The organism is Mycobacterium sp., assembly GCF_052145595.1.
In the GTDB taxonomy this organism is placed as follows: Bacteria; Actinomycetota; Actinomycetes; order Mycobacteriales; family Mycobacteriaceae; genus Mycobacterium.
This window is the reverse complement of the sequence record NZ_JBKQOI010000099.1, coordinates 38,287-59,468: the sequence shown is the minus strand read 5'-3', so window position 1 is coordinate 59,468 and position 21,182 is coordinate 38,287. Positions and strand designations below refer to the sequence as shown.

Sequence of the window (21,182 nt, the reverse complement as noted above, 5' to 3'; positions counted from 1 at the left end):
TGATTTGCTTGCCGATGTCGGCTTGTCGGTGGCCGACGCGGGTGGGCGCGTGAGCTTTGCCGGCCAAGACCCGATCATCGCGGCCCGTCATCGGTTGGGCGCGGCGATCGGCATCCCCATGATGGGCAATGCCGTTGCCGCGGCTGCAATGCATCGGCAGCGTGGCGGCCCCGGCCAGGACCTGCACCTGGATTTGCGCCAGGCCGTGCATCACATCAATCCAAGCTATGCCTGGGAGCCCACCCTGGCCGGCGAGTTTCCCTGCATTGCGTTGGTTTTGGACAACCCGTTCGCGCTGATTCCATACCGTACGCGCGATCGGCGCACCATGATGGCCTCGGCGGTGTATCCACATCAGGCGGCGCAATGGTGCCGTTTCCTGGACGTGCCGCCGGACTTCGCCAAAGTCGCCCGGGCTTTTGGGAGCTGGGACGCCTTCGAGCTGGAAGAGGCAGCCAATGACGCCGGGCTGCCCGCGTGTGTGGCCCGCAGCCCCGAGGAGTGGCTGGACCATCCACACGGTGCGCTGCTATCCAGCCAGCCCGTCATCGGTCTTACCCGCATCGGCGATGCCCCGCCACGCGAGCTCGGTGCCTCCGATAGGCCCTTCGGCGGAGTGCGGGTCGTGTCATTCACCCATGCGGTGGCCGGGCCCACGGTGGGACGCGTCCTTGCCGAACAGGGTGCCGATGTGCTTGGTGCGACTCGCCCCAACGACTTCGAACGCGACTGGGTTTACTTTGAGGCCAATGTCGGATCACGCAGCGCCTGGCTGGCTTTGACCAAGGACACCGGGAAGGCCAATGTCGATCGGCTGCTGCGCGACGCCCACGTCGTGGTCAACAACCATCGCGAACGCAAGCTGGAGAAGCTCGGCATCGATCCCGACGAACTCGCCCGCACACACCCGGGGCTGGTCCATGTTTCGGTCACCTGCTACGGATCACACGGCCCGTGGGCGCACCGGGGCGGTTTCGACATGAACGGCTCGGCGGCCTCCGGGCTCATGGTCATTGAAGGCGGGCCCGACAATCCCAAACTGCCCGCCACCGGGCTGATCAATGACTTCATCACCGGTTACATGGGCGCCCTTGGCGCGGCCGCCGGCCTGATCAAACAGCAGACGGAAGGCGGCAGCTGGCATGTCACCGTCAACCTGACCCGCACCGCCATGTGGTATCAGAGCCTGGGTCTTGTCGATCCCGCCGACGCGGGCTGCGACGACGAGCACACCATCCGCGAACCCGTCGCTTACGAAACCGACAGCCCAATGGGCCGCGTCCGCATGCTTGCCCCGCCAGTCCGTTTCGGGCGCACCCCGCCCCGCTGGCCGGACCCGATCCTCGTCCCCCGGGGATCAAGCCGCCCCGAATGGACCAGCATCAACGGCCGGACAACGGCTTCGGCATGAATCTTGTGGGTCCGACCGCATACCGAGTCGTACCAAGGTCAGTTAACCGGGTGACAATGTCGCTGTGGGTGATGGCGCTGATGGTCTAGACGAACTGGACGTCGCGTTGCTGGATGCGCTTCACGTCAATCCGCAGGTGAGCTTCGAAGAACTCGGCAGGGTTCTCGATGTCTCGCCCGTAACTGCGGCGCGGCGGTGGCGCCGTCTGGTATCCACGGGACGCGCATGGGTCTCATCGGCGATCGGTCCCCGGTTGCCGGTAAAAGCTGCATTGTTTTGAAGCCGAGTGCCAACCCGGTGCCGCGCAGTCGGTGGCCAACGAGTTCGCTTCCAGACCCCAGGTTTTCAGCGTCAACATCACGACGGGCAAGGATAACGTCTATGCCCTGCTGGTGGCCGCCGACCAACCACTGCTCTCCCAGTTGATCGTGGATGCGCTTCCCGTGGTGGCGGGACTGCGTCGCGTGCGGTCCGCGCTGATCACCGAGCTGTTCAGTGGAACCCGCTGGCGGCTGGGCGGTCTCAGCTCGGGCCAAGTGCGCGCGGTGACGCCCGATCCGGCGACAAACACAAGCGCGCACCAGTTCGATGAGTTTGACCGCGAGTTGTTCTTGGCGCTGCAACGCGACGGGCGGCTCAGCTGCCGGGATCTGGCCGCCACAGTCGGCCAGTCGGAACCGGTGGTGCGACGCCGCATGGGTCTTCTGACCCGCTCGGGATTGCTGGCATTCCGGACCGATTTCGCCCGTGTGGAAGCCGGCTGGCTGACGGGCGTCGCGCTCAAGCTCCGGGTCACCGGGTCGCCGGTAGCCACAGTGGGACGCGCGCTCGTCCAGTTCCCCGAAACCCGGTTCTGCGCCACGATCGTGGGTGATGACGCGGCAAGCCTTTTCGTCACATTGCAGCTACACAAGCTGTCCTCGCTCGACGGAGTGATTTCTCGGCTCATCGCCGAATACCCCGGGGTGACAGTGCTGGACACACACGTGGTGTTGCGATCCGTCAAATCTTGGGGCCGGGTACTGGGGCTCGACGGCCACGCGCGGGAGATAGTACCCGTCGACTTGTGGGCCCCTGCTGAGACGTAGGACTCAAGCGGGAAAGCGCCACGTTCCGGAGGCTTTCGGCCGGCATCGACTGCAAGTTGGCACGGCCGCGGCACCCCCCGGAACCCCGGCCGTGCCAAGTCCCTAGTCGCCGCTAACCGGTCGCGGCGGCCGATCCGGCGAACAGCGGACCCCATTCGTGGCGGGCCGCAGACTGCGCATCGATGAAGCTGGGTGTCTTCTCTCCGCCCCCCGCCAGGTGGACCAGCGCCCAAGCCATCGCGAATACCGGGACCTTGTGACGTATTGCCGCGCCGTGCAATTCATCAAGAGCGACGTGAGAAGGGCATCGGCGAAGGCCAATGAGAATGCCCCGCGCGGTGTCGAGGATGCGACCGGAGTTCGGGCCATAGGAAGCGTGGGCGGGAACCCAGTTCGCCATCATGCTGTCGGTACCTCCTGTTGCGCCCTAACGAAATCCGCTACCCGCGCAGCGGAGCGAGGATCGGTGCAGCTGCGCGCGGCTCGTGGCCGTGATCCTCAATGGCGCCCTGTGCCATGATTTGCGAATTTGTCCCGTTGTGCCAGATTGTCATCCGCATCGGTATGCAGCTGTGACCGTTTCGGGATCACCCGGCTACCAGCCGAGTGGCCAAGCATCCCGGCCGGTCGATCCCGATCCGCCGGCAGGGCGCAGTGAAGCACCATGCTCGGTGCGCTACTCGACGTTTTCGCCTCCGCCAGTACTTCGATGCGATAACCCGCACCCGGGAGTTGTGATGATGATCGAGCCGGTTTCGTACGAGACCGTGCGGCGTGTCGGCTTCTACCGCCAGTTCCTCAGCACGCGCGACTGGGCCGAATTCATGCGGGCGGGCGGATCGAGGCACGCCGGGTGCTGGCGGCAACCGGGCCCGGTGGGCTCGCCTCAGCGACGGCCGAATCAGCCCGCGAGCGCTAACACTTCGTCGAAGCCGGCGACCAGGGCTTCGTAGAACACGTCGTAATCGGGTATCGCGGCGGTATCGATGTCGATGCCCAGGGCGCAGGAGTCGACGTAGGTGAGCAATGTGACGTTGACTGCTGAGCCGATCGTCGGGCCGAACGCGTATTGGGCGTGCACCGGGGCGCCGCCCAGGAAGACCGGCACCGGCACACCCGGCACGTCGCTGGCCAGGAAGTCGACGTGGCGCAGGACCGAACCGATGTACCAGCGTGGCATCAGGTTGAGGGCGCCGGCGATCAGCTGTGTGTACGGCAGGGACCTTTCGTCACGCACCGCGCCGGTGCGCTGGTGTATTGCCTTGATTCGTGCCGCCGGGTCGGCCTCGCCCACGGGCACGTCGAACCGCATCAGCGTGATCCGGTTTCCACCCATATCGTCGGCCTCTGTCCGCAGGCTGATCGGCATCGTGAGGTGCAGGTCGCCGATCGCGACGTCGTGTTTCTCGTGGTATCGGCGTAACCCACCGGCCACGCCGGCGACAAACGCGTCGTTCAGTGCCCCACCGCAGCGGTGCGCCGCTTCCCGCAGTAGTGGCATCGGCACCTGGTGCACCATCAGATGCCGGATCATGCCGCGGTCGGTTACCAGCGGAGACCCGGTGTGACTTATCGGCCGAACCGTCCGATAGACCGATGCCGCGGTGGCCGCCGCCGATCGGGCTGTCGCGACGGGTCGCCGAACACTGTCGTATACCAGTCGCGGTGCCGCTTTGACCGCGCCCGTCAAGGCGTTCGCGAGCAGGCCGGTGTCGAAGCGCCAGCTCTCCCGGTAGCCGCTGAGCCACGACGGCCTGGACACCTCCGGCTCGGGCGGCAGGGGCTCATGCTCATACAGCTTTTCGGAAAGGTTGAACAGGTTCATCGCGATCTGGATGCCGCCGATTCCATCGGTGAGGGCGTGGTGGAACTTGCAGATCATGGCCGCGCCACCGTTTTCCAGGCCATCGATCAGCGTCGTCTCCCAGAGCGCCCGGGCGCGGTCGAAGTCCTGCATCTCGGCCAATCGGGCCATCTCGAGCACGTCGTCGAGCGTGCCAGGCCCGGGAGCGACGACTCGTCGGATGTGGTAGTCGAGGTCGAAGTCCGGGTCATACTCCCAGCGGGGCGGGGCCGGGGGCGGCGACGACACCACCCGTTGCCGAAACATGGGCAGTTTCCGGCTTATCAGGTCGAATCGTTCGCGCACCTCGTCCCAGTCCGGGGATCGCTCCAGCAGCACGACGCTGACCACGGTTGATCGCAGCCGTGGATCGCTTTCCATCGCCCAGGTGAAGGCGTCGGTGTTGCGCATGAATTCGGTCATCATGTCCTCCGGGCACAAACCTACGACTCGTGGTGGCCAAGGTCATCAGATTATTGGCACACAATGACTTTGGTCCTTACAGATCGGGCCATTCGTCAGGTGTGTGCACTTCCCGGCTTCAGTCGCCGAGCACCCGCCGGGTGTAATCGTTGAGAAAGACGCGGTCGGGGTCGAGGCGGTCGCGGACCGCGGCGAAGCGATCCCAGCCGGGATAACGCCCGCCAAGCGTGCCGGCGTTCTGGTAGTGGCGCTTGCCCCAGTGTGGGCGGCCCGCGTAGTCGTCCATGATCGCCTCGACGGCCCGGAAATAGGCTTCGAACTCCATGCCGGCGTATTGGTGGACGGCGATGTAGCAGGTGTCGCGGCCGTGCGCGGTCGACAGGAAGGCGTCGTCGGATGCCGCGAAACGCACCTCGAGCGGGAACAGGATCGGCAAGTTGCGACGGCGCACGAGGTCGATGACTCGACGGATCGCGTCACGTGCATGCCCGCGCGGGATCGCGTATTCCATCTCGGTGAACCTGACCCTGCGCTCGGTGGCGTACACCTGGTAGGCGCGGCCGCAGACGGTGGATTCCGACATCAGGCTTGTCATCAGGCGGTTGAGCGCCGGCGCCGCACCCGGGAGGCGCCGGCCGGTCCGGCAGATCAGGCTCAGGCCCGCGTTCTCGAAATCCTCGGTGAACCTGCGCCGCCACCCCGGCGTCGGCGCGGGCTCCTCGTTACTGCGGCGCGTGGTGCGCGTCAGAGCCGTTTCGCTGTAAGGAAATACGAAAAACTCGAAATGATCGTTGCCGTCGACGAATTCGTCGAGGCGTTCCAGCGTTTCGGTCAGGGCGCGCCGCCGGTCCCGGCGATGCAACGTGTACAGCGGCACCGTCTGGACGGTGACCTGTGAGATCACCCCCAGCGCCCCAATCGATACCCGTGCGGCCAGGTAGTCATCACTATTCGAACCCTGCGCCAACGTGAGCACGTCGCCGCCGGCGGTGACGAGCCGCAGCGAGACGATCCGCGCCGACAGGTTCGGAAACCGCGCCCCGGTCCCGTGTGTCGCGGTCGCGGTGGCGCCGCTGATCGATTGCGCATCGATGTCACCCTGGTTTTCCAACCCGAGCCCGCGCGCGGCCAGCTGCGGGCCGAGCGCGCGCAACTTCGCACCCGCCTCGATCGTCGCCAAACCGCTCGTTGAGTCCGCGTCGACGACCCGCTGCAGGCCGGTCATGTCGATCATCACCCCGTCCGTGCACGCGCAGTCGGTGAAGGAGTGCCCGGTGCCGACGGCGCGGACTCGCTCACCCCGCCGGGCTGCCCGCGCAACCACCTCGGCCAGCTCGCCCTCCGAGGTGGGCCGCACGATCGCCGACGGAGCGCAGAACTGCTCACCCGCCCAGTTGCCCCAGCTGGGGCTCAACGCACCAACTCCCGCACCACGGACTCGGCGACGGTGACCGCGTGCATCACCGTCTCGTAGACCAGGTTTTCCGGGATGTCCGACATCTGGTGATAGTTCGACAACGCCTTGTGCCGGTCGATCGACGAGAAGCACGCGGTCGGGTAGCCCGCCCGACTCATGAGCACGGCGTCGGTGCTGTTGCGCGATCGCATGCCGCGCCGCAGCGGCGCGTCCGCCCGTTCGGCGGCCCGCGCGACGAGATCGCGGAATGGCCGGTGGTAGTAGTCCTCCATTACCGTCGTGCCTTCGCCCTCCAGCATGATCAGCTCGGGCGAGCCGACGGTGTCGAAATTCAGGAAGTGGGTGCGGTCGCGGTCGAGCCCGGGCTTGTGGCGGGCCATGAACCCATAGATGCCACCCTGCAGTTGCTCCTCGGCACCAAGCGATACCAGCAGCACCCGAACCCCGGGCACCGGCCGGTCGCGCAACCGCTCCGCCAACGCGACGATCAGCGCGACGGCCGAGAGGTTGTCGTTGGCGCCGGGAACGATTGGGCTGCGGGCGATGTCGGCGAACACGGCCATCCCGACGGCGCTCATCGCGGCTCCCGCGAGCATCATCTTGCGGCTGCCGCGCAGCGCGCCGACACCGGCGACCGCGGGGGCGAAGATCGACGGCCACCAGTTCGGCAGCGACGTGTCGATGCGCTCGACGATCCCGGGGAAGCGCTCGACGAAATACCGCTGATAGCCGGGTTCGAAGAACTTTCCGCTGTGCGCCGCGTCGTGATGCGCGCACACGACAACCGTCCGCTCGCCGGCCAGATCACCGGCCTCTGCCACGACGTTCCATGTCGGCCTGGGCTTCTGCATCGCCTTGCGCGCAACCCGCACGCCGTTGGAGCAGTCATCGGCGATGGCCAGCCCGGCACCCAACCCCGCCACCGCGGCGGGCCCTCGCAAGCGGCGACTGATCAGGCCCGCGGCGGCCGCGGCAACCCCGACCGCCGACAGCTTGGCGTGCAGCCGCGGGTAGCCGTCGTAGAACTGTTCCTCCTCGACACGCGAATTGTTCGCGCCCGCCGCGCTCAACCGCCCGACTATCCACTCGGCCGCCTGCTGCTCGCCCGGCTCGCCGGCGGCGCGCTCGATCGGCGCGAGCGTCTCGACGACCTCCCGCATGGTGGCCAGCTCGGTCGGCAACGCGGTGATCGCGGTCATGGCAGGCTCCTCTAGGGACTTCGTTAAAGAAACGTGCGTCCTTCACCCCGGTACGTGGGGACGGTGTCGACGATCTGTGCGCCGCGGACCAGGTGCAAGCGGTCGAATCGCTCACACAGTTCGCCGGCCTTGGCGTGGCGGAAATAGACTTTGTCGCCGATTTTCAGGGTTCGGGCCGCATCGCCGTGCAGCGGCGTTTGAACCTCGCCCGTGCCTTCCATCGGATCGAGCTTCAGGCCGGCGGGCAGGTAGGGCGTCGGCATGCGGTCCTTGGCGCCGACGCCGCTGGCCAGGTAGCCGCCCCCGAGCGCGGTCACGGTGCTTGCGTCGGGCCGGCGGCAGACCGGCAGCGCGAACATCGCCGCAGCCTGCAGTGTGAACGCCGAGTAGGAGTCGAACAATGTCGGCGCGTAGAACCCGGAACCGGCGGTCGCCTCGGTCATGGCCGGCTCCTGTGCGACAAACTGCAGGTCGCCGGTGCCGCCGGCATTGACGATCTTGAGGTCGGCGACCTGGCCCACGAGTTCGACCGCGCGGGCGCGGCGTTCGCGCAACTCCGCGATCGAATGGCGCTGCATCCACCTGACGATGGTGTTTTGCACGCGCTTGCCGGCTACCTGGTCGCCGAAGCCCGCGATGTGGCCCTCGTAGGACATCAGCGCCTCCAACCGCAGCGCCGGTCGCCGCGCGATCTCCACCGCGAGCGCCCGGGCCTGCTCCGGGGTGTGCAGCGGCGATCGCCTGGGGCCGATCTTCACCCGCCCCGCAGCGCGCCAGTAGCCGGCGTCGAGGTCCAGGCACAGCCGCATCGGCTTGTCGGTCGCATTTTGGATCAGATCGAGGTGCTCGACGCTGTCTACCATCACGATCGGCGCACCGTCAGGGTCCTCGGCGGTCATCTCGCCAAGCTGGCCGAGTGCGGCACGGTCGGTCGTCGGGTAGGCGAGCAAGAGGTTGGCGAAACCGAGCCCCGCGAGCCACAGCGTCTCGGGCAGCGTGAACGTCATCAGCCCGTCGAATCGCTCACTGGCATCCAGGATTTCACGCTGTAACAGCTGGCACCGCAACGACTTTGACGCGACGCGGATCGGCTTGTCCCCCGCGCGCGCCAGCATCTGCTCGGCGTTGGACCACATCGCGTCGAGGTCGACGAACGCGAACGGCGCATCGCAATCGGCGAACGCCTCTTGATAGCGCCGGAGCCGGGCCTGCGTGTCCAGCCCGACCGGCCCGTCCGGACCTCGCTCGCGACCGAGCACCTCGTGCACGCCGCAAACCCTACTGAACATGGCGCCCCGCAATTCCGCGAGGGCTGATGCCCGGTTCGCGATGCCGCCGCAAAACGTTCAGTTGCAGCGCCCCGCTGCGATCTATGGCTATGACGGGTTGGCGTCGGCGAATTCGCAGAATGCCGTGTAAGCGCGCGCCCCGTAGATGGTGGCAGGGCCACCGCGCATGAGGATGGTGACGCCGATGGCCTCGGCGGCTTCCTCCGCCGTGGCACCGGCGCGGGCAGCTGCCTGGGCATGCGATGCGATGCAACCATCGCATCCCTGCACAATCCCAATCGCGAGCGCCATGAGCTCTTTGACCTTGCGGCTCAGCGCTCCGTCGCTGAGGGCAGCGCTGCTGAGGGCCGCAAATCCCTTGTAGACCTCGGGGATTTGCTTGCGTAGGGCGCGATGCTGCGGCAACAGGTCTTCGAGGACCCCGCTGTGATGGTGGTCTGACATGCGCTCATCGTATACCCCCATGGGTATTAATCACCAGTACTGCCCGCGGTTTCTGGGGCTTATTCGCCGGCGGTCACCGGCGAACTGTGCTTGAGCGAGTCGATGGCCGCTTGCAGCTTGCCCGTGACCTCCTCGGCGATCGGGCGCAGCTCCGGCTCGCCGGTGAACTCGACCATCAGCCCCGGATTCATCGCTTCGACGAGCACCGTGCCGGCGTGGTCGGGATCGGCGCGCACGACGACGTTGCAGGGCAACAGCAAGCCGATCTGGCGATTTGCCTCCACCGCGCGATGGGCCAGCGGCGGGTTGCAGGCGCCGAGGATCAGGTAGTCCTCCATGTCGTGGCCGAGTTTGGCTTTAAGCGTGGACTTCACGTTGATTTCGGTCAGTACGCCAAAGCCCTGCTCCGCGAGCGCCTCGCGCGTCCGCGCGACCGCGTCTTCGAAAGAGGTGTGCAGCCGGGTCGCAATCGCGATGTTCATAGGGACTCCCTTTCTTGCTCAGATCCTTTTTGTCGCCGCTCAGGCGAGCGCCAGGAACAGCTTCTCCAACTCGGCTTCGCTCAGCGGAGTCGCACCGTTTGCCGTTGTGCCCGCGACACATTCCTTCAATCCGGTCGCCACGATCTTGAACCCGGCGCGGTCGAGGGCACGCGAAACCGCGGCGAGCTGGGTGACGACGTCCTTGCAGTCGCGGCCCTGCTCGATCATCGAGATCACCCCGGCGAGCTGCCCCTGGGCGCGGCGCAGCCGGTTCAGCACCGCGGCGATGCTGTCTTGATCACCAATCATTGGATCCTCCGTCTCATTGTGTTACCCGACAGAGTACCCGTGGGGGTATAAAGCGGACACCCAGAATATACCCCATAGGGCATCACTGCAATCCGAGACGATCACCCAGGTGAAACCCGACAATCCGTCCGGCCTCACAGGATGGCTTTGAGGTCCTTCGCCCTGGCGATGTCGTCCCAGTCGACGTCGAGTTCGAGCAGGATTTCTTCGGTGTGCTGCCCGTGTTCTGGAGCGCGCGCGGCGGCCGGTGGGGTCTCGTTGAATTGAACCGGCGCGGCGACGATCCGGTACTTCTCGCCATGGTCGTCGACGTTGGTCACCACGTAGCCATTGGGTTCGACTTGCGGGTCGTTGAGGGTCTCCCGCGGCGTCGCCAGCGCGCCCCACACGCCGGGTTCGTCTTCGAGCACCTGCTGCCAGTGCGCCAGGTCATGGTTGGCGAATGCCTTCGCCACGATCTCGGTTGCCGCTGCCGCGTTGGCTATCAGGTTGCTCGACGGTACAAATCGCTCGTCGGTGGCCAACTCTGCCAGACCCATGCGTTCGCAGAAGCCGGCCCAGAACTTGTCGGGCTGCAAGAACACCAGCTGAATCCACCTGCCGTCTTTGGTCTTGTACCGGTTCACAAGTGGATTGATGGCCAAACCGGGAGGTGCGCCCGGAATGCCGTCGATATCGAAGAAATCGGCCGCTGAGATCGACGGCGCGATGGCCCACATCGCCTGGGCCAGCAGTGAGGAATCGACGATCGTGGGCTCACCGGTCCGTTCCCGGTGGAACAACGCGGCGCACACACCACCGGCCAGCGTTGCCCCACCCTGCAGGTCGCCGAATGCCGGACCCTGGACGGCGGGCGTTTCGGTTCCGAACGGCGTGAGGGTGTATGCCACCCCGCCGCGCGCCAGATACGTGGCGGCGTCGAACCCGCCGCGATCCCGGTCGGGGCCGCGGACCCCCAGCCCGGTGCCGCGCGCGATGATGATCTTGGGGTTGAACGCGCGGATGTCTTCGACGGTCAGCCGGGCCCGTTCGAGTGCGCCGGGCAGCCAATTGGTCAGGAAAACATCCGCACTGGCCAACAGCCGGCCGAACAATTCGCGGCCCATTTCGGATTTGATGTCGATGGCGATGCTGCGCTTTCCACGGTTTCCCAACTCGAGGATGAAGTCGGCGTCAGGGCGGGCCGCTTCCCGGGTGAAACCGCCGACCACCAGCGCACGCCCGGGGTCGCCCGACGCGACGCCTTCCACCTTGATGACGTCGGCGCCCCAGTCGGAAAGGGCGGCACCGGCCGACGGCACGTAGGTCCACGACGCCAATTCGACAACCCGGACACCGCTGAGTACGCCAGACATCGCCAACTCCCCTGGGTCGCGGCTATTCCTTGCTATTTTAGATATTCTAGTTAGCCTAGGGAATAGAGATAGCCCGGCTGCGGGCCAGCGCAGTTTTCGTGGAAGAGATGCGATGGAGCCGACCGTTGGTCCGATTCCGGTGCCCGCTGCAGTGACCGCGTGGCGAATCACAGCGCAGCTCAGCGACCAACCGATTCATTCCATCCGCGAATCGCGCGAAATGCGCGATACAGCGGGAGTTATGGTAGCGAACAGCGTTGGGGGCCAACGCGTGTCGTTGAGGTAGGTACACGGGCGAAGGACTGGCGATGGGCAGGGTAACCGGCAAAGTGGCCGTAATCAGCGGGGCGGCCCGCGGTCAGGGGCGCTCGCATGCGCGGCTGCTGGCCGCCGAAGGTGCCGACGTCATCGCGGTCGACCTCTGCGCGGACATCGAAACCAACGAGTACCCACTGGCCCGGCCGGAGGATCTCGACGAGACGGCGCGGCTGGTCGAGAAAGAGGGGCAGCGCGCGTTCACGGCGATTGCCGACGTTCGCGACCGGGTGGCTCTGTCCGCGGCGATCGATCAGGGCGTCGCCGAGTTCGGCCATCTGGACATCGTGGTTGCCAACGCCGGCATCTGCCCGCTCACCGCGGGCCTACCGCCCCAGGCGTTCGCCGACGCTGTCGATGTGGACCTGGTCGGCGTGCTCAACCTCGTGCACGCGAGCCTCAAACATCTGCACGCCGGCGCGTCGATCATAGTGATCGGGTCCAACGCGGCATTCATGTCGTCGATGAACACCACCGGCATCGACGGCGGTCCAGGCGGAGCCGGTTATGCGTTCGCGAAACTCGCTGCCGCGCACTACGTCAACGACTTTGCCTTGGCGCTGGCCAAGTTCTCCGTCCGGATGAATGCCGTGCATCCGACGAACGTCAACACCGACATGTTGCACAGTGCGCCGATGTACCGGGCCTTCCGGCCCGACCTGAAGGACCCGACCCGCGAGGATGCCGAACCGGTTTTCCCGTTCGTCCAGGCGATGCCGATCCCCTACGTCGAGCCCGAGGACATCAGCGAGGCCGTGCTGTTCCTCGCCTCCGACGCGGCACGCTATGTCACCGGACAGCAGTTGCGCGTCGACGGCGGCGGCTTCCTCAAGGTCAAGCCGTGGTCGGGCGCGTGACGGCGGTGGTACCAATCGGACTGCGCTGCAGTGGAACTGGAGGAACCCGGTGATCGACCGAAACTCCGCAAAAGTTGAGCGTCGCCTCTATGAGCTGATGGTCCTGATGAAGGCGGCCGACGACCGGCTGGCCAAGGGCATCTCTACCGGGGAGTTCATGTGCGTGTACTGGCCGTCGCGTGGTCAGGAGGCCATCGCCGCCGCGATGGGGGTAACGCTGCGGCCCGACGACCAGCTGGTGACGACCTACCGTGGGTTGCACGATCTCATCGGCAAGGGTGTCCCGCTCGAGGAGATCTACGGCGAGATGATGGGTCGCACCGTGGGCGCCGGCCGCGGCAAGGGCGGCACCATGCACATCGCCAACCCGGACAAGGGCGTCATGCTGTCGACCGGGATCGTGGGGGCCGGACCGCCGGTCGCGGTGGGGTTGGCGATGGCCGCGAAACGCAAAGGCCTGGATCGCGTCACGGCGGTCAGTTTCGGGGACGGCGCGACCAATACCGGCTCGTTCCACGAGGCGGCCAACATGGCCGCGCTGTGGGATCTGCCGATGGTGTTCGTCTGCCAAAACAATCTCTACGCCGAAATGACGCCCACCTCGGACACCATGAAGCTCGAGCACGTCGCCGAGAGGGCGGCCGGATACGCCATGCCGGGTGTTCGCGTCGACGGCAATGACCCGCTGGCGGTGAAAGCAGCGCTGGACGAGGCGCTGCAGCGGGCGCGCGGCGGCAGCGGCCCCACCCTCATCGAGTGCGTGACATTCCGTTTCCGCGGCCACTACTTCGGGGACCGGATGCCCTACATTCCCAAGGACCAGCTGGCAGCGGCGCTGGCGGCCGACCCGGTGCCGCGGTTCCGCAATCACGTCGCCGAGGCCGGCATTTGCAGTCCGGACGAGCTCGACCGCATCGACAACGAGGCAGTGGCGGCGGTGGAAAGCGCCCTGGCCACGGTGATGAGTTCGGATCCCGCGTCGATCGACGAACTCGACCGCGACGTCTACGCAACCCCGATCAAGTTCCCGGTGTGACGATATGCAAGAAAAAGAGATGACGATGCGCGAGGCGCTGAACCTCGCGCTCGACGAGGCGCTAAGTGCCGACGACAGGGTGTTTTTGCTCGGTGAGGACATCGCCGATCCCGGCGCATCCGGACCGACGGCGGGCTTGTCGACGAAGTACGGCCACGACCGGGTGCTGGACACTCCCATCTCGGAGGCCGCGATCGTCGGCGCCGCGATCGGTGCGGCGATAGACGGGATGCTGCCGGTGGCCGAGATCATGATCATGGATTTCATCGGCATCGCCGCCGACCAGCTCATCAACAACGCCGCCAAACTGCGGTTCATGACCGCGGGACGGACGACGGCGCCGATCACCATCCGTACCCAGGTTTACGCCGGATTGGCCACCGGCGCGACGCACTCGCAGAGCCTCGAAGCATGGTTCATGCACATCCCCGGAATGAAGGTGATCGTCCCCGCCACCCCGCGCGACGGCAAAGGCCTGCTGACGGCGGCGATCTTCGACGAGGACCCCTGCCTGTTCGTCGAGACGATCCGGCTGCAAGGCAAGAAGGGGCCCGTCCCCGTCGAACCCGGATTCTTAATTCCGCTCGGCCGGGCGGACATCAAGCGACCGGGCACCGATGTGAGCTTGATCAGCTACGGACGCAGTGTGCACGATGCGCTCGCTGCGGCGGCCACGCTGGCCGAACAGGGCGTCAGCGCGGAGGTCGTCGATCTGCGCACCCTCGTACCGCTCGACGTCGAAACGATCGTCGAATCCGCCCGGCGCACTCGCAGGGCCGTGGTGGTCCACGACGCGGTCCAATTCGCCGGTCCGGGAGCCGAAGTCGCCGCGATCCTGCAATCCGAGTTATTCGGCGAACTTGCCGCGCCCGTCGAGCGGGTGGGCGCCCGGTTCGTCCCCAACCCGGCCGCGGCGGCGCTCGAGGCGCAGGTGTACCCGTCGCCGGCACGGATCGTCGCGGCCGCGCAACGCGCTCTCGAGAAGGCCAAAACCCTTGGCTGACTTCATTATTCGTATTCCACGCGTATCGGTGGCCGTCTCGGAAGCCGAGCTCACCGACCTTCTCGTCGACGCGGGCGAGCATGTCGACGAGGGCACGCCGATCTACGTGATCGCCACCGAAAAGGTGGAACAGGAAATCGAAGCCGGAGCCTCGGGCACCGTGCGATGGACGGGCCAGGTCGGGACCACCTACGACATCGGCACCGAAATCGGCGTCATCACCTCATAAACCGAAATAGCGAAAGGCAAGGCTACATGGATCTCAACGAGACCCGCGAGAGAATCATCTACGAAAAAGAAGGTCCGATCGCACGAGTCACGCTCAACTGGCCCGAGAAGGCCAACGCCCAAGACCAGAAGATGGCCGAAGAGGTCGACGCCGCACTGCTGGACGCGGACCGCGACTACGACATCAAGGTCCTGATCCTGAAGGCCAACGGCAAGGGCTTCTGCTCGGGACACGCCATCGGCAACAACGCGGTCGACTACCCGGCGTTCGTTGAGGGCGCGAAGGTGATGGGCACGCCATGGAAGCCGCAGACCGACTTGTTCGTCAAACCGATCCTGAACCTCTGGGAGTTCTCCAAGCCGACGATCGCGCAGGTGCACGGTTACTGCGTCGGCGGGGGCACCCACTACGGGCTGACCACCGACATCGTCATCGCGTCGGAGGACGCCTACTTCTCCTACCCGCCGCTGCAGGGCTTCGGCATGCCCTCGGGTGAATGCTCGATCGAGCCGTGGGTTTTCATGAACTGGCGGCGCGCGGCGTATTACCTGTACCTCGCCGAGGTCATCGACGCCAAGAGGGCGCTGGAGTTCGGTCTGGTCAACGAGGTCGTTCCGCGTGAGCAACTCAACGACCGGGTCGAGGCGATCGCCCGCCACATCGCCCAGGCGCCGATGACGACGCTGCTGGCGACCAAGGCCAACCTCAAGCGCGCCTGGGAGTTGATGGGCATGCGGGTGCACTGGCAGAGCTCCAACGATCTCGTGGCGCTCGCGTCGGTCAGTAAGGATGTGCAGCAGCTGATTCAAACGGTGTTCAAGGACAAGGTGCTGCCGTCCGAGCAAGCCCGACGCCAGGCGGCCGCGGCCGCATCGACGGGCGACGGCGCGGCGGCCACTTGAGGCTTTTCGAGGTCTGCTCGTGAACATCGCCGACCACGCGATGAGGGCCGCGGATTCCCCGGCCCTCATCGTCGCGGACGACGACACGATCTCGTTCGCCGATTTATACGCGAGGAGCCAACGGGTCGCCGCGCTGCTGCACAGTGCGGGATTGCGCCGCGGCGACGGCGTGGCCCTGGTCCTGCCGAACCGGCCCGAGTTCTTCGAAATAACTTGGGGCTGCCAGCTTTCCGGACTCTATTACACCGCCGTGAACACCCACTTCACTCCGGAGGAGGTCGCCTACGTCATCGACGACTCCGACGCGAAGGCGGTGTTCTTGGATGCGACGATGAGCGACCTCGCCGCACACATCCGCGACGTTAACTCAGGCGTCCACGTCCACATCACAGTCGGAGGCCAGCTGCCCGGCTGGCGATCCTATGCGGGCGCCCTGGCGGCGGTGGGCGGCGCGCCGCCGCCCTCGGACGGATCGGAGATGCTCTACTCGTCGGGCACCACGGGACGGCCCAAGGCCGTCCGCCGGCCGCTCCCCGCCGACGGCAACGGCTCCTGGGCGCAGGCGGTGCTGGAGATGGCACTGACCCACCGCTACGGAATGAACCGTTCCAGCGTGTACCTCTCCCCCGCGCCGCTGTACCACGCGGCCGGGGTGAACTACACCATGGCGGTCAACCGCGTCGGCGCCGCATCGATCATCATGCGCAAGTTCGACGCCGAGACCGCCCTGCGGCTGATCGAAAACCACCACGTCACCCATGCCCAATTCGTCCCGACGATGTTCGTCCGGATGCTGAAGCTGCCCGAGGCGGTCCGGCGGAAGTATGACGTCTCGAGCTTGCGCTGCGTGATTCACGCCGCCGCGCCCTGCCCGGTCGATGTCAAGCACCGCATGATGGACTGGTTTGGCCCTATCATTCACGAATATTACGGGGGCACTGAGGGATTCGCGGGAACCACGATCGGCCCCGCGGAATGGCTCGCGCATCCCGGTTCGGTGGGCATACCGATGGCGCCGGTGCACGTGCTCGGCGAAGACGGGCAGGAGCTTCCGGTCGGGCGGTCCGGCGAGCTTTACTTCGAAGGTGGACCCGACTTCGAGTACTTCAAGGATCCCGCCAAGACCGCGTCGGTGTCCAACGAACGTGGGTGGCGTTCCCTCGGGGACGTGGGCTACGTCGACGAGGACGGATACATGTACCTGACCGACCGGTCGACGTTCACGATCGTCTCCGGCGGGGTGAACATCTACCCCCAGGAGGTGGAGAACCTGCTGGTCATGCATCCCAAACTCGTCGACGCCGCGGTGTTCGGCGTTCCCAACGACGAGTTCGGTGAAGAGGTCAAGGCCGTCGTGCAACTGGCCGACGGCGTCAGCCCCGGCCCCGACCTCGAGGCCGAGCTCATCCAGTACTGCCGAACTCACCTTGCCGGCTACAAATGCCCGCGCACAGTCGAATTCGACCCGGAATTGCCCCGCGACCCGAACGGAAAGCTCTACAAGAGACGTATTAGCGAACGTTACTGGCAGGGGCGGGCGTCACGGATCGTATGAACGAGGGTACGAAAAAGGGGATGAAATGGTGACCACCCACAGCACCAATGTGAACCGGACCCCGCTTCGGGTGCCGTGGGCGGTGCAAACCGCCGATCGGATTCCCAAGCAGCGGTACTACGACCCCGAGTTCTATGCGCTGGAGGCAGAGCTGCTCTGGCCACGCGTGTGGCAGATGGCATGCCGGCTCGAGGAGATCCCCAAGCCCGGGGACTACGTCGAGTACGAGATCCTCGAAGAGTCGATCATCGTGGTCCGCCTTGACGCGGAAAACGTGCGCGCCTATCACAACGCCTGCCGCCATCGCGGCGTAAAGCTGGTGGAAGGCAACGGGACGCGGCGCACCTTCGTGTGCCCCTTCCACGGTTGGTGTTGGGGCATCGACGGATGCAACACCTTCGTCCTACGGCCCGAGGAGTTCGACGAGCACAACCTCAGCCCGGACGATCTCCGTCTGGTTTCGGTCCGATGTGAGCTCTGGGGTGGGTGTGCGTGGATCAACCTCGATGACGAAGCCCCACCGCTACGCGACTGCTTCGAGCCGTTCGCGTCCATCTATGACGCCTGGAAGGTGGAGTCGCTGCGCGTCGAGTGGTGGCAGTCGTGCCGGCTCCCGGTCAATTGGAAGCTGGCGACAGCCGCGTTCATGGAGGGCTACCATGTCCCCCAAACCCACCCGCAGCTGCTGCCCTCTTCGCAGCCCACGTCGTCCAAACCACCGGGATTGGCGCAGACCAACCTGTACTTCATGCGCACCCTGGGCGAAGGCATGGCCGGCATGACCCACGAGAACGACATCCGCATCGCCGAGGGCCGGCAGAACATGGAGCTGCCGGCCGATCCGGCAGCGGCGATGGCCATCTGGCGCAGCACCCTCAACGACGCCATCGTCGGTTGGCATCGGGCCCGGGGCTGTGACATCCCGGACCTCAATGAGTTGCAGCGGCAAGGCATCGTCGACGCGATCAATTTCTGCTTCCCGCACTACTTTCTGCTGCCCCAGTACAGCAGCGCCTCCTCTTACCGGATCCGTCCGCTGGGCCCCGAGGAAACCCTGTTCGAGATCTGGTCCCTCACCCGTTTCCCCTCCGATCTTTCGCGGGGAAAGCCCACACCACCGGAGCCCATGGCGCCCGACGACCCGCGCTGGCCGCCGATCCCCGCCCAAGATTTCTCCAACTTGCCGCGACAGCAGAAAGGCTTGCACTCCAAGGGCTTTGAATACATGCGACTGTCGAACCGGATCGAGGGGCTGATCTCAAACTTCGAACGCGTCATCGACGGCTTCCTCGCCGGCCTGCCGTACGACGCCCTGGTACCCGCGATCCAGAAGACCAACACCACCATTGACGTGCCGGTCGCCGATCTGGGATTTGGCTCGGAGGCACGATGACCACGCACTGGGACCGCTCCGTCGACCTGTTCATCGCGGGCAGCGGCGGCGGCGGCATGGTGGCCGGCCTTGCCGCGCTCGACTGCGGGCTCGAGCCGCTGATTGTCGAGAAGCAGGCGCTGGTCGGCGGGTCGACGGGGCTTTCCGGCGGTATCGTCTGGCTGCCGAACAACCCGCTGATGCGCGCCGACGGCATCGCCGATTCGCACGAAGACGGCATGGCCTACCTGGCCGACGTGGTCGGCGACATTGGTGCGCCCTCCTCGCCCGCGCGCCGCGAAATGTTCCTCACCGCGGGCTACGAGATGATCAATTTCCTGATCCGCAAGGGTGTCCGGCTGATCCGATGCGCCGGCTGGAGCGACTACTATCCGAATCACAAGGGCGGCAACGAGTCCGGCCGCGCCATCGAAGGCATTCCCTTCGATGCCGCCGAGCTGGGGAGCTGGCGCGACAAAGTGCAGCCGCCGCTCGCCAAGAACTATGGGTTCGTGGTCCTGACCAATGAATTGCGCTCGGTCCAGTACTACAACCGTTCGCCGCACGCGTTCGCGGTCGCGACGAAGGTGTTCCTGCGCACTGCGACCGCGCGGGTCGGCCGTCGCCAAATCCTCACCAATGGCGCATCACTCATCGCTCAAATGCTGAAGGCGCTGATCGACCTCAGTGAAGGCCAGCCTCCGCTGTGGACCAATGCCGCGATGGAGGACCTCATCGTCGAAGACGGCCGCGTCGTCGGCGCGCGCGTGTCCCGCGGAGGCGCACCGCTGAACGTCGAGGCGCGAAAGGGAGTCTTGCTGGCCGCGGGCGGATTCGGGCACAACGCCGAGATGCGTCGCCGTTACAGCGGCGATCAGCCCAACGAGGCGAAGTGGTCGATCGCCAATGCAGGTGACACCGGCGAGGTGCTGCAGACGGCGATGCGTCTGGGCGCCAAAACCGATCTGCTGGACGAAGCGTGGTGGCTTCCTTCGGTTTTCATCGCCAATGGCGGCTCCGCTGCCGCGTCGCTCGGGTCGGGCCGACAGCGACCCGGTGCCATTTACGTCGACTCGACCGGCCGGCGATTCTGCAACGAGTCGAACTCCTACGTCGAAGTCGGCAAGGCGATGTACGCCAACAAGGCCGTCCCCTGCTGGATGATCTTCGACGACGGGTACGTGCGCAGATACGTCACCAGCACGAACCCACTCAAACGGAAGCAACACCTGCCGCCGGAACTCATTGAAAGCGGTGCGGTCAAGCGCGGCGACACCATCGCCGACCTGGGCCGCCAGATCGAGCTTCCGGCCGACGAATTGGCGCGCACGATCGAGCGGTTCAACCGGTTCGCCGCCAAGGGTCTGGACCCGGACTTTGGACGCGGCCAGTCGGCTTACAACGACTGCCTCGGCGATCCCGGGTATCGACCGAACGCTGCCGTAGGCCCGCTCGACCGCGCGCCCTACTACGCGACCAGGGTTTTCCCGGCGGACGTCGGGACCTGCGGCGGTGTGATCACCAACGAGCACGCGCAGGTTCTGGACGAGCAGGACCGGGTGATCGAGGGCCTGTACGCCACCGGCAACACCACCGCAACGGTGATGGGCCGCACTTATCCGGGCGCCGGCGCGAGCATCGCCAGCTCGATGGTGTTCGGCTACGTCGCCGCGCGGCACGCCGCCGGGCGCAGAATCGCCGGCGAGAAGAACCGGTAATCCACCGCCGACCCCGCCGAGCGTGAAGCCAGCTTCACGTTCGCCGTCGAGCGTGAAGCCAGCTTCACGTTGGCGGGGCGTCCTTTTCGTCGCGGCCGACGAATTCACGCGGCTTCATACCCGACTGCATGAGCTCGGCGCGCCGCGCCTGAACATCGGAAGCGGCGCCGACCATGTTGGTCAAGATGTGGCTGACCTGAAGGTGGACGCGCATGCCCATCAATTCCCAGGCGCGCTTCACGTTGTTCTTCACCGCCATCAGGGTCGTCAAGGGGATCTGCGCGATCTTGTGCGCCATTTCCTCGACGGTGTCTTCGAGGTCTGCGCGTGGCACCACCCTGTTGAGCAGGCCCCAGTCGAGCGCCTGCTGGGCGGACAGGGTTGGCGCCAGCAGCAGCCAGTCCATGGTGCGGTGCCAGTTCATCAGCAGCCACGGCTCGATCATGGTGTGCCCGCCGGGCTCCCCCAGGCTCTGGGCGAGTGGCATCTGGAAATACGCGTCCTCGGACGCCACACAGAAGTCGGTCAGCAGGCCGAGATAAATCCCGCCGCCCATGCAGTAGCCATGGATCTGAGAGATCGTCGGCTTGGGAAACTCCCACAGATACAACGTCGGCCACAGGAACAGGTCGGCGGTGCCTTTGTACAGCTCCTCGAAGGTGTTTCCGAAGTCCGGGTAGGGGTTCTCGTCCGGGCCCCAGCGGGCCACGTGTCCGCCGCAGAAGCCCTTTCCATTGGCCTTGAGGATGACAACCTTGATCTCGTTGTCGCGGTCGGCCTCGTGCAGGCAGTTGTCGACTTCGGTGACCAGGACCGCATCCTTGGTGTTGGCCTTGTCGACCCGATTGAGGATGATCCGCGCAATCGGCGGTTCGCGTTCATAGATGACCGCCTCGAGCACGCGCCGCTCCATGCTCGGGACATTACCGGACGCG

21 protein-coding genes are annotated in these 21,182 nt (G+C 65.8%); 11 read left to right on the top strand and 10 right to left on the bottom strand.

The features are described from left to right. The 3 genes from ACLP4W_RS08750 to ACLP4W_RS08740 all read left to right on the top strand — a co-directional run. On the top strand, positions 1-1,411 hold a 1,411-nt coding region (locus tag ACLP4W_RS08750), incomplete at its 5' end, for a CoA transferase (RefSeq protein ID WP_442385741.1). Positions 1,412-1,475: 64 nt separating this feature from the next. Next, positions 1,476-1,691, top strand: a complete 216-nt coding sequence (locus tag ACLP4W_RS08745; RefSeq protein ID WP_442385740.1) for an AsnC family protein — start codon at positions 1,476-1,478, stop codon at positions 1,689-1,691. A 31-nt stretch (positions 1,692-1,722) separates the two neighbouring features. Further along, entirely contained in the window at positions 1,723-2,499 is a 777-nt protein-coding gene (locus ACLP4W_RS08740; protein WP_442385739.1) for an Lrp/AsnC family transcriptional regulator, read from the top strand. A 112-nt stretch (positions 2,500-2,611) separates the two neighbouring features. Here the strand turns inward: ACLP4W_RS08740 and ACLP4W_RS08735 are convergent, their stop codons facing one another. The 9 genes from ACLP4W_RS08735 to ACLP4W_RS08695 all read right to left on the bottom strand — a co-directional run bounded on the left by ACLP4W_RS08735 (position 2,612) and on the right by ACLP4W_RS08695 (position 11,260). Next, entirely contained in the window at positions 2,612-2,902 is a 291-nt protein-coding gene (locus ACLP4W_RS08735) for an ANTAR domain-containing protein (RefSeq protein ID WP_442385738.1), read from the bottom strand. Between the two features lie 498 nt (positions 2,903-3,400). After that, positions 3,401-4,765 carry a wax ester/triacylglycerol synthase domain-containing protein gene (locus ACLP4W_RS08730; RefSeq protein ID WP_442385737.1) on the bottom strand — a complete coding sequence of 455 codons (1,365 nt, stop codon included), beginning with the start codon at positions 4,763-4,765 and terminating at the stop codon, positions 3,401-3,403. A gap of 118 nt (positions 4,766-4,883) precedes the next feature. Then, complete coding sequence (locus ACLP4W_RS08725; RefSeq protein WP_442385736.1) at positions 4,884-6,179, bottom strand: D-arabinono-1,4-lactone oxidase; 1,296 nt, start codon at positions 6,177-6,179, stop codon at positions 4,884-4,886. Continuing rightward, positions 6,176-7,381, bottom strand: coding sequence for a M28 family metallopeptidase (locus tag ACLP4W_RS08720; protein WP_442385735.1), 1,206 nt, complete (start codon positions 7,379-7,381; stop codon positions 6,176-6,178). Before ACLP4W_RS08720 ends, ACLP4W_RS08725 begins: the two co-directional genes overlap by 4 nt. 23 nt (positions 7,382-7,404) lie before the next feature. Continuing rightward, positions 7,405-8,649, bottom strand: a complete 1,245-nt coding sequence (locus ACLP4W_RS08715; RefSeq protein ID WP_442385734.1) for an amino acid deaminase/aldolase — start codon at positions 8,647-8,649, stop codon at positions 7,405-7,407. A gap of 108 nt (positions 8,650-8,757) precedes the next feature. Then, entirely contained in the window at positions 8,758-9,114 is a 357-nt protein-coding gene (locus ACLP4W_RS08710) for a carboxymuconolactone decarboxylase family protein (RefSeq protein WP_442385733.1), read from the bottom strand. A gap of 59 nt (positions 9,115-9,173) precedes the next feature. Further along, entirely contained in the window at positions 9,174-9,596 is a 423-nt protein-coding gene (locus tag ACLP4W_RS08705) for a DUF302 domain-containing protein (RefSeq protein WP_442385732.1), read from the bottom strand. 39 nt (positions 9,597-9,635) lie between these two features. Then, a complete protein-coding gene (locus ACLP4W_RS08700) occupies positions 9,636-9,905 on the bottom strand; it encodes a metal-sensitive transcriptional regulator (RefSeq protein ID WP_442385731.1) in 270 nt (89 codons plus the stop codon). A 134-nt stretch (positions 9,906-10,039) separates the two neighbouring features. Further along, on the bottom strand, positions 10,040-11,260 hold the full coding sequence (locus tag ACLP4W_RS08695; RefSeq protein ID WP_442385730.1) for a CaiB/BaiF CoA transferase family protein: 1,221 nt from the start codon (positions 11,258-11,260) through the stop codon (positions 10,040-10,042). A 308-nt stretch (positions 11,261-11,568) separates the two neighbouring features. Here ACLP4W_RS08695 and ACLP4W_RS08690 point away from each other — a divergent pair, with 308 nt between their 5' ends. The 8 genes from ACLP4W_RS08690 to ACLP4W_RS08655 all read left to right on the top strand — a co-directional run bounded on the left by ACLP4W_RS08690 (position 11,569) and on the right by ACLP4W_RS08655 (position 20,247). Next, positions 11,569-12,432, top strand: coding sequence for a mycofactocin-coupled SDR family oxidoreductase (locus tag ACLP4W_RS08690; RefSeq protein ID WP_442385729.1), 864 nt, complete (start codon positions 11,569-11,571; stop codon positions 12,430-12,432). Positions 12,433-12,529: 97 nt separating this feature from the next. Next, positions 12,530-13,468, top strand: a complete 939-nt coding sequence (locus ACLP4W_RS08685) for a thiamine pyrophosphate-dependent dehydrogenase E1 component subunit alpha (RefSeq protein ID WP_442385749.1) — start codon at positions 12,530-12,532, stop codon at positions 13,466-13,468. Positions 13,469-13,472: 4 nt separating this feature from the next. Then, a complete protein-coding gene (locus ACLP4W_RS08680) occupies positions 13,473-14,471 on the top strand; it encodes an alpha-ketoacid dehydrogenase subunit beta (RefSeq protein ID WP_442385728.1) in 999 nt (332 codons plus the stop codon). Then, entirely contained in the window at positions 14,464-14,700 is a 237-nt protein-coding gene (locus ACLP4W_RS08675) for a biotin/lipoyl-containing protein (RefSeq protein WP_442385727.1), read from the top strand. Before ACLP4W_RS08680 ends, ACLP4W_RS08675 begins: the two co-directional genes overlap by 8 nt. A gap of 26 nt (positions 14,701-14,726) precedes the next feature. Continuing rightward, positions 14,727-15,602, top strand: a complete 876-nt coding sequence (locus ACLP4W_RS08670; RefSeq protein WP_442385726.1) for an enoyl-CoA hydratase-related protein — start codon at positions 14,727-14,729, stop codon at positions 15,600-15,602. Positions 15,603-15,621: 19 nt separating this feature from the next. Continuing rightward, complete coding sequence (locus ACLP4W_RS08665) at positions 15,622-17,157, top strand: acyl-CoA synthetase (RefSeq protein WP_442385725.1); 1,536 nt, start codon at positions 15,622-15,624, stop codon at positions 17,155-17,157. 25 nt (positions 17,158-17,182) lie between these two features. Further along, positions 17,183-18,550 carry an aromatic ring-hydroxylating oxygenase subunit alpha gene (locus ACLP4W_RS08660; protein ID WP_442385724.1) on the top strand — a complete coding sequence of 456 codons (1,368 nt, stop codon included), beginning with the start codon at positions 17,183-17,185 and terminating at the stop codon, positions 18,548-18,550. Further along, the gene (locus tag ACLP4W_RS08655) at positions 18,547-20,247 is read left to right on the top strand and encodes an FAD-binding protein (protein ID WP_442385723.1); all 1,701 of its coding nucleotides are present in this window, start codon (positions 18,547-18,549) and stop codon (positions 20,245-20,247) included. The genes ACLP4W_RS08660 and ACLP4W_RS08655 overlap by 4 nt, the downstream gene beginning before the upstream one ends. Positions 20,248-20,311: 64 nt before the next feature. Here the strand turns inward: ACLP4W_RS08655 and ACLP4W_RS08650 are convergent, their stop codons facing one another. Next, positions 20,312-21,160: an enoyl-CoA hydratase-related protein gene (locus tag ACLP4W_RS08650; RefSeq protein ID WP_442385722.1), complete on the bottom strand. Its 849-nt coding sequence runs from the start codon at positions 21,158-21,160 to the stop codon at positions 20,312-20,314. Positions 21,161-21,182 lie beyond the last annotated feature (22 nt).

Bases quoted from the DNA above. Each gene is read 5' to 3' on its own strand.
- ACLP4W_RS08735 (WP_442385738.1), bottom strand. From the start codon at position 2,902: ATGATGGCGAACTGGGTTCCCGCCCACGCTTCCTATGGCCCGAACTCC.
- ACLP4W_RS08730 (WP_442385737.1), bottom strand. From the start codon at position 4,765: ATGACCGAATTCATGCGCAACACCGACGCCTTCACCTGGGCGATGGAA.
- ACLP4W_RS08720 (WP_442385735.1), bottom strand. From the start codon at position 7,381: ATGACCGCGATCACCGCGTTGCCGACCGAGCTGGCCACCATGCGGGAG.
- ACLP4W_RS08710 (WP_442385733.1), bottom strand. From the start codon at position 9,114: ATGTCAGACCACCATCACAGCGGGGTCCTCGAAGACCTGTTGCCGCAG.
- ACLP4W_RS08705 (WP_442385732.1), bottom strand. From the start codon at position 9,596: ATGAACATCGCGATTGCGACCCGGCTGCACACCTCTTTCGAAGACGCG.
- ACLP4W_RS08700 (WP_442385731.1), bottom strand. From the start codon at position 9,905: ATGATTGGTGATCAAGACAGCATCGCCGCGGTGCTGAACCGGCTGCGC.
- ACLP4W_RS08695 (WP_442385730.1), bottom strand. From the start codon at position 11,260: ATGTCTGGCGTACTCAGCGGTGTCCGGGTTGTCGAATTGGCGTCGTGG.
- ACLP4W_RS08690 (WP_442385729.1), top strand. From the start codon at position 11,569: ATGGGCAGGGTAACCGGCAAAGTGGCCGTAATCAGCGGGGCGGCCCGC.
- ACLP4W_RS08685 (WP_442385749.1), top strand. From the start codon at position 12,530: ATGGTCCTGATGAAGGCGGCCGACGACCGGCTGGCCAAGGGCATCTCT.
- ACLP4W_RS08680 (WP_442385728.1), top strand. From the start codon at position 13,473: ATGCAAGAAAAAGAGATGACGATGCGCGAGGCGCTGAACCTCGCGCTC.
- ACLP4W_RS08670 (WP_442385726.1), top strand. From the start codon at position 14,727: ATGGATCTCAACGAGACCCGCGAGAGAATCATCTACGAAAAAGAAGGT.
- ACLP4W_RS08660 (WP_442385724.1), top strand. From the start codon at position 17,183: ATGGTGACCACCCACAGCACCAATGTGAACCGGACCCCGCTTCGGGTG.
- ACLP4W_RS08655 (WP_442385723.1), top strand. From the start codon at position 18,547: ATGACCACGCACTGGGACCGCTCCGTCGACCTGTTCATCGCGGGCAGC.
- ACLP4W_RS08650 (WP_442385722.1), bottom strand. From the start codon at position 21,160: ATGGAGCGGCGCGTGCTCGAGGCGGTCATCTATGAACGCGAACCGCCG.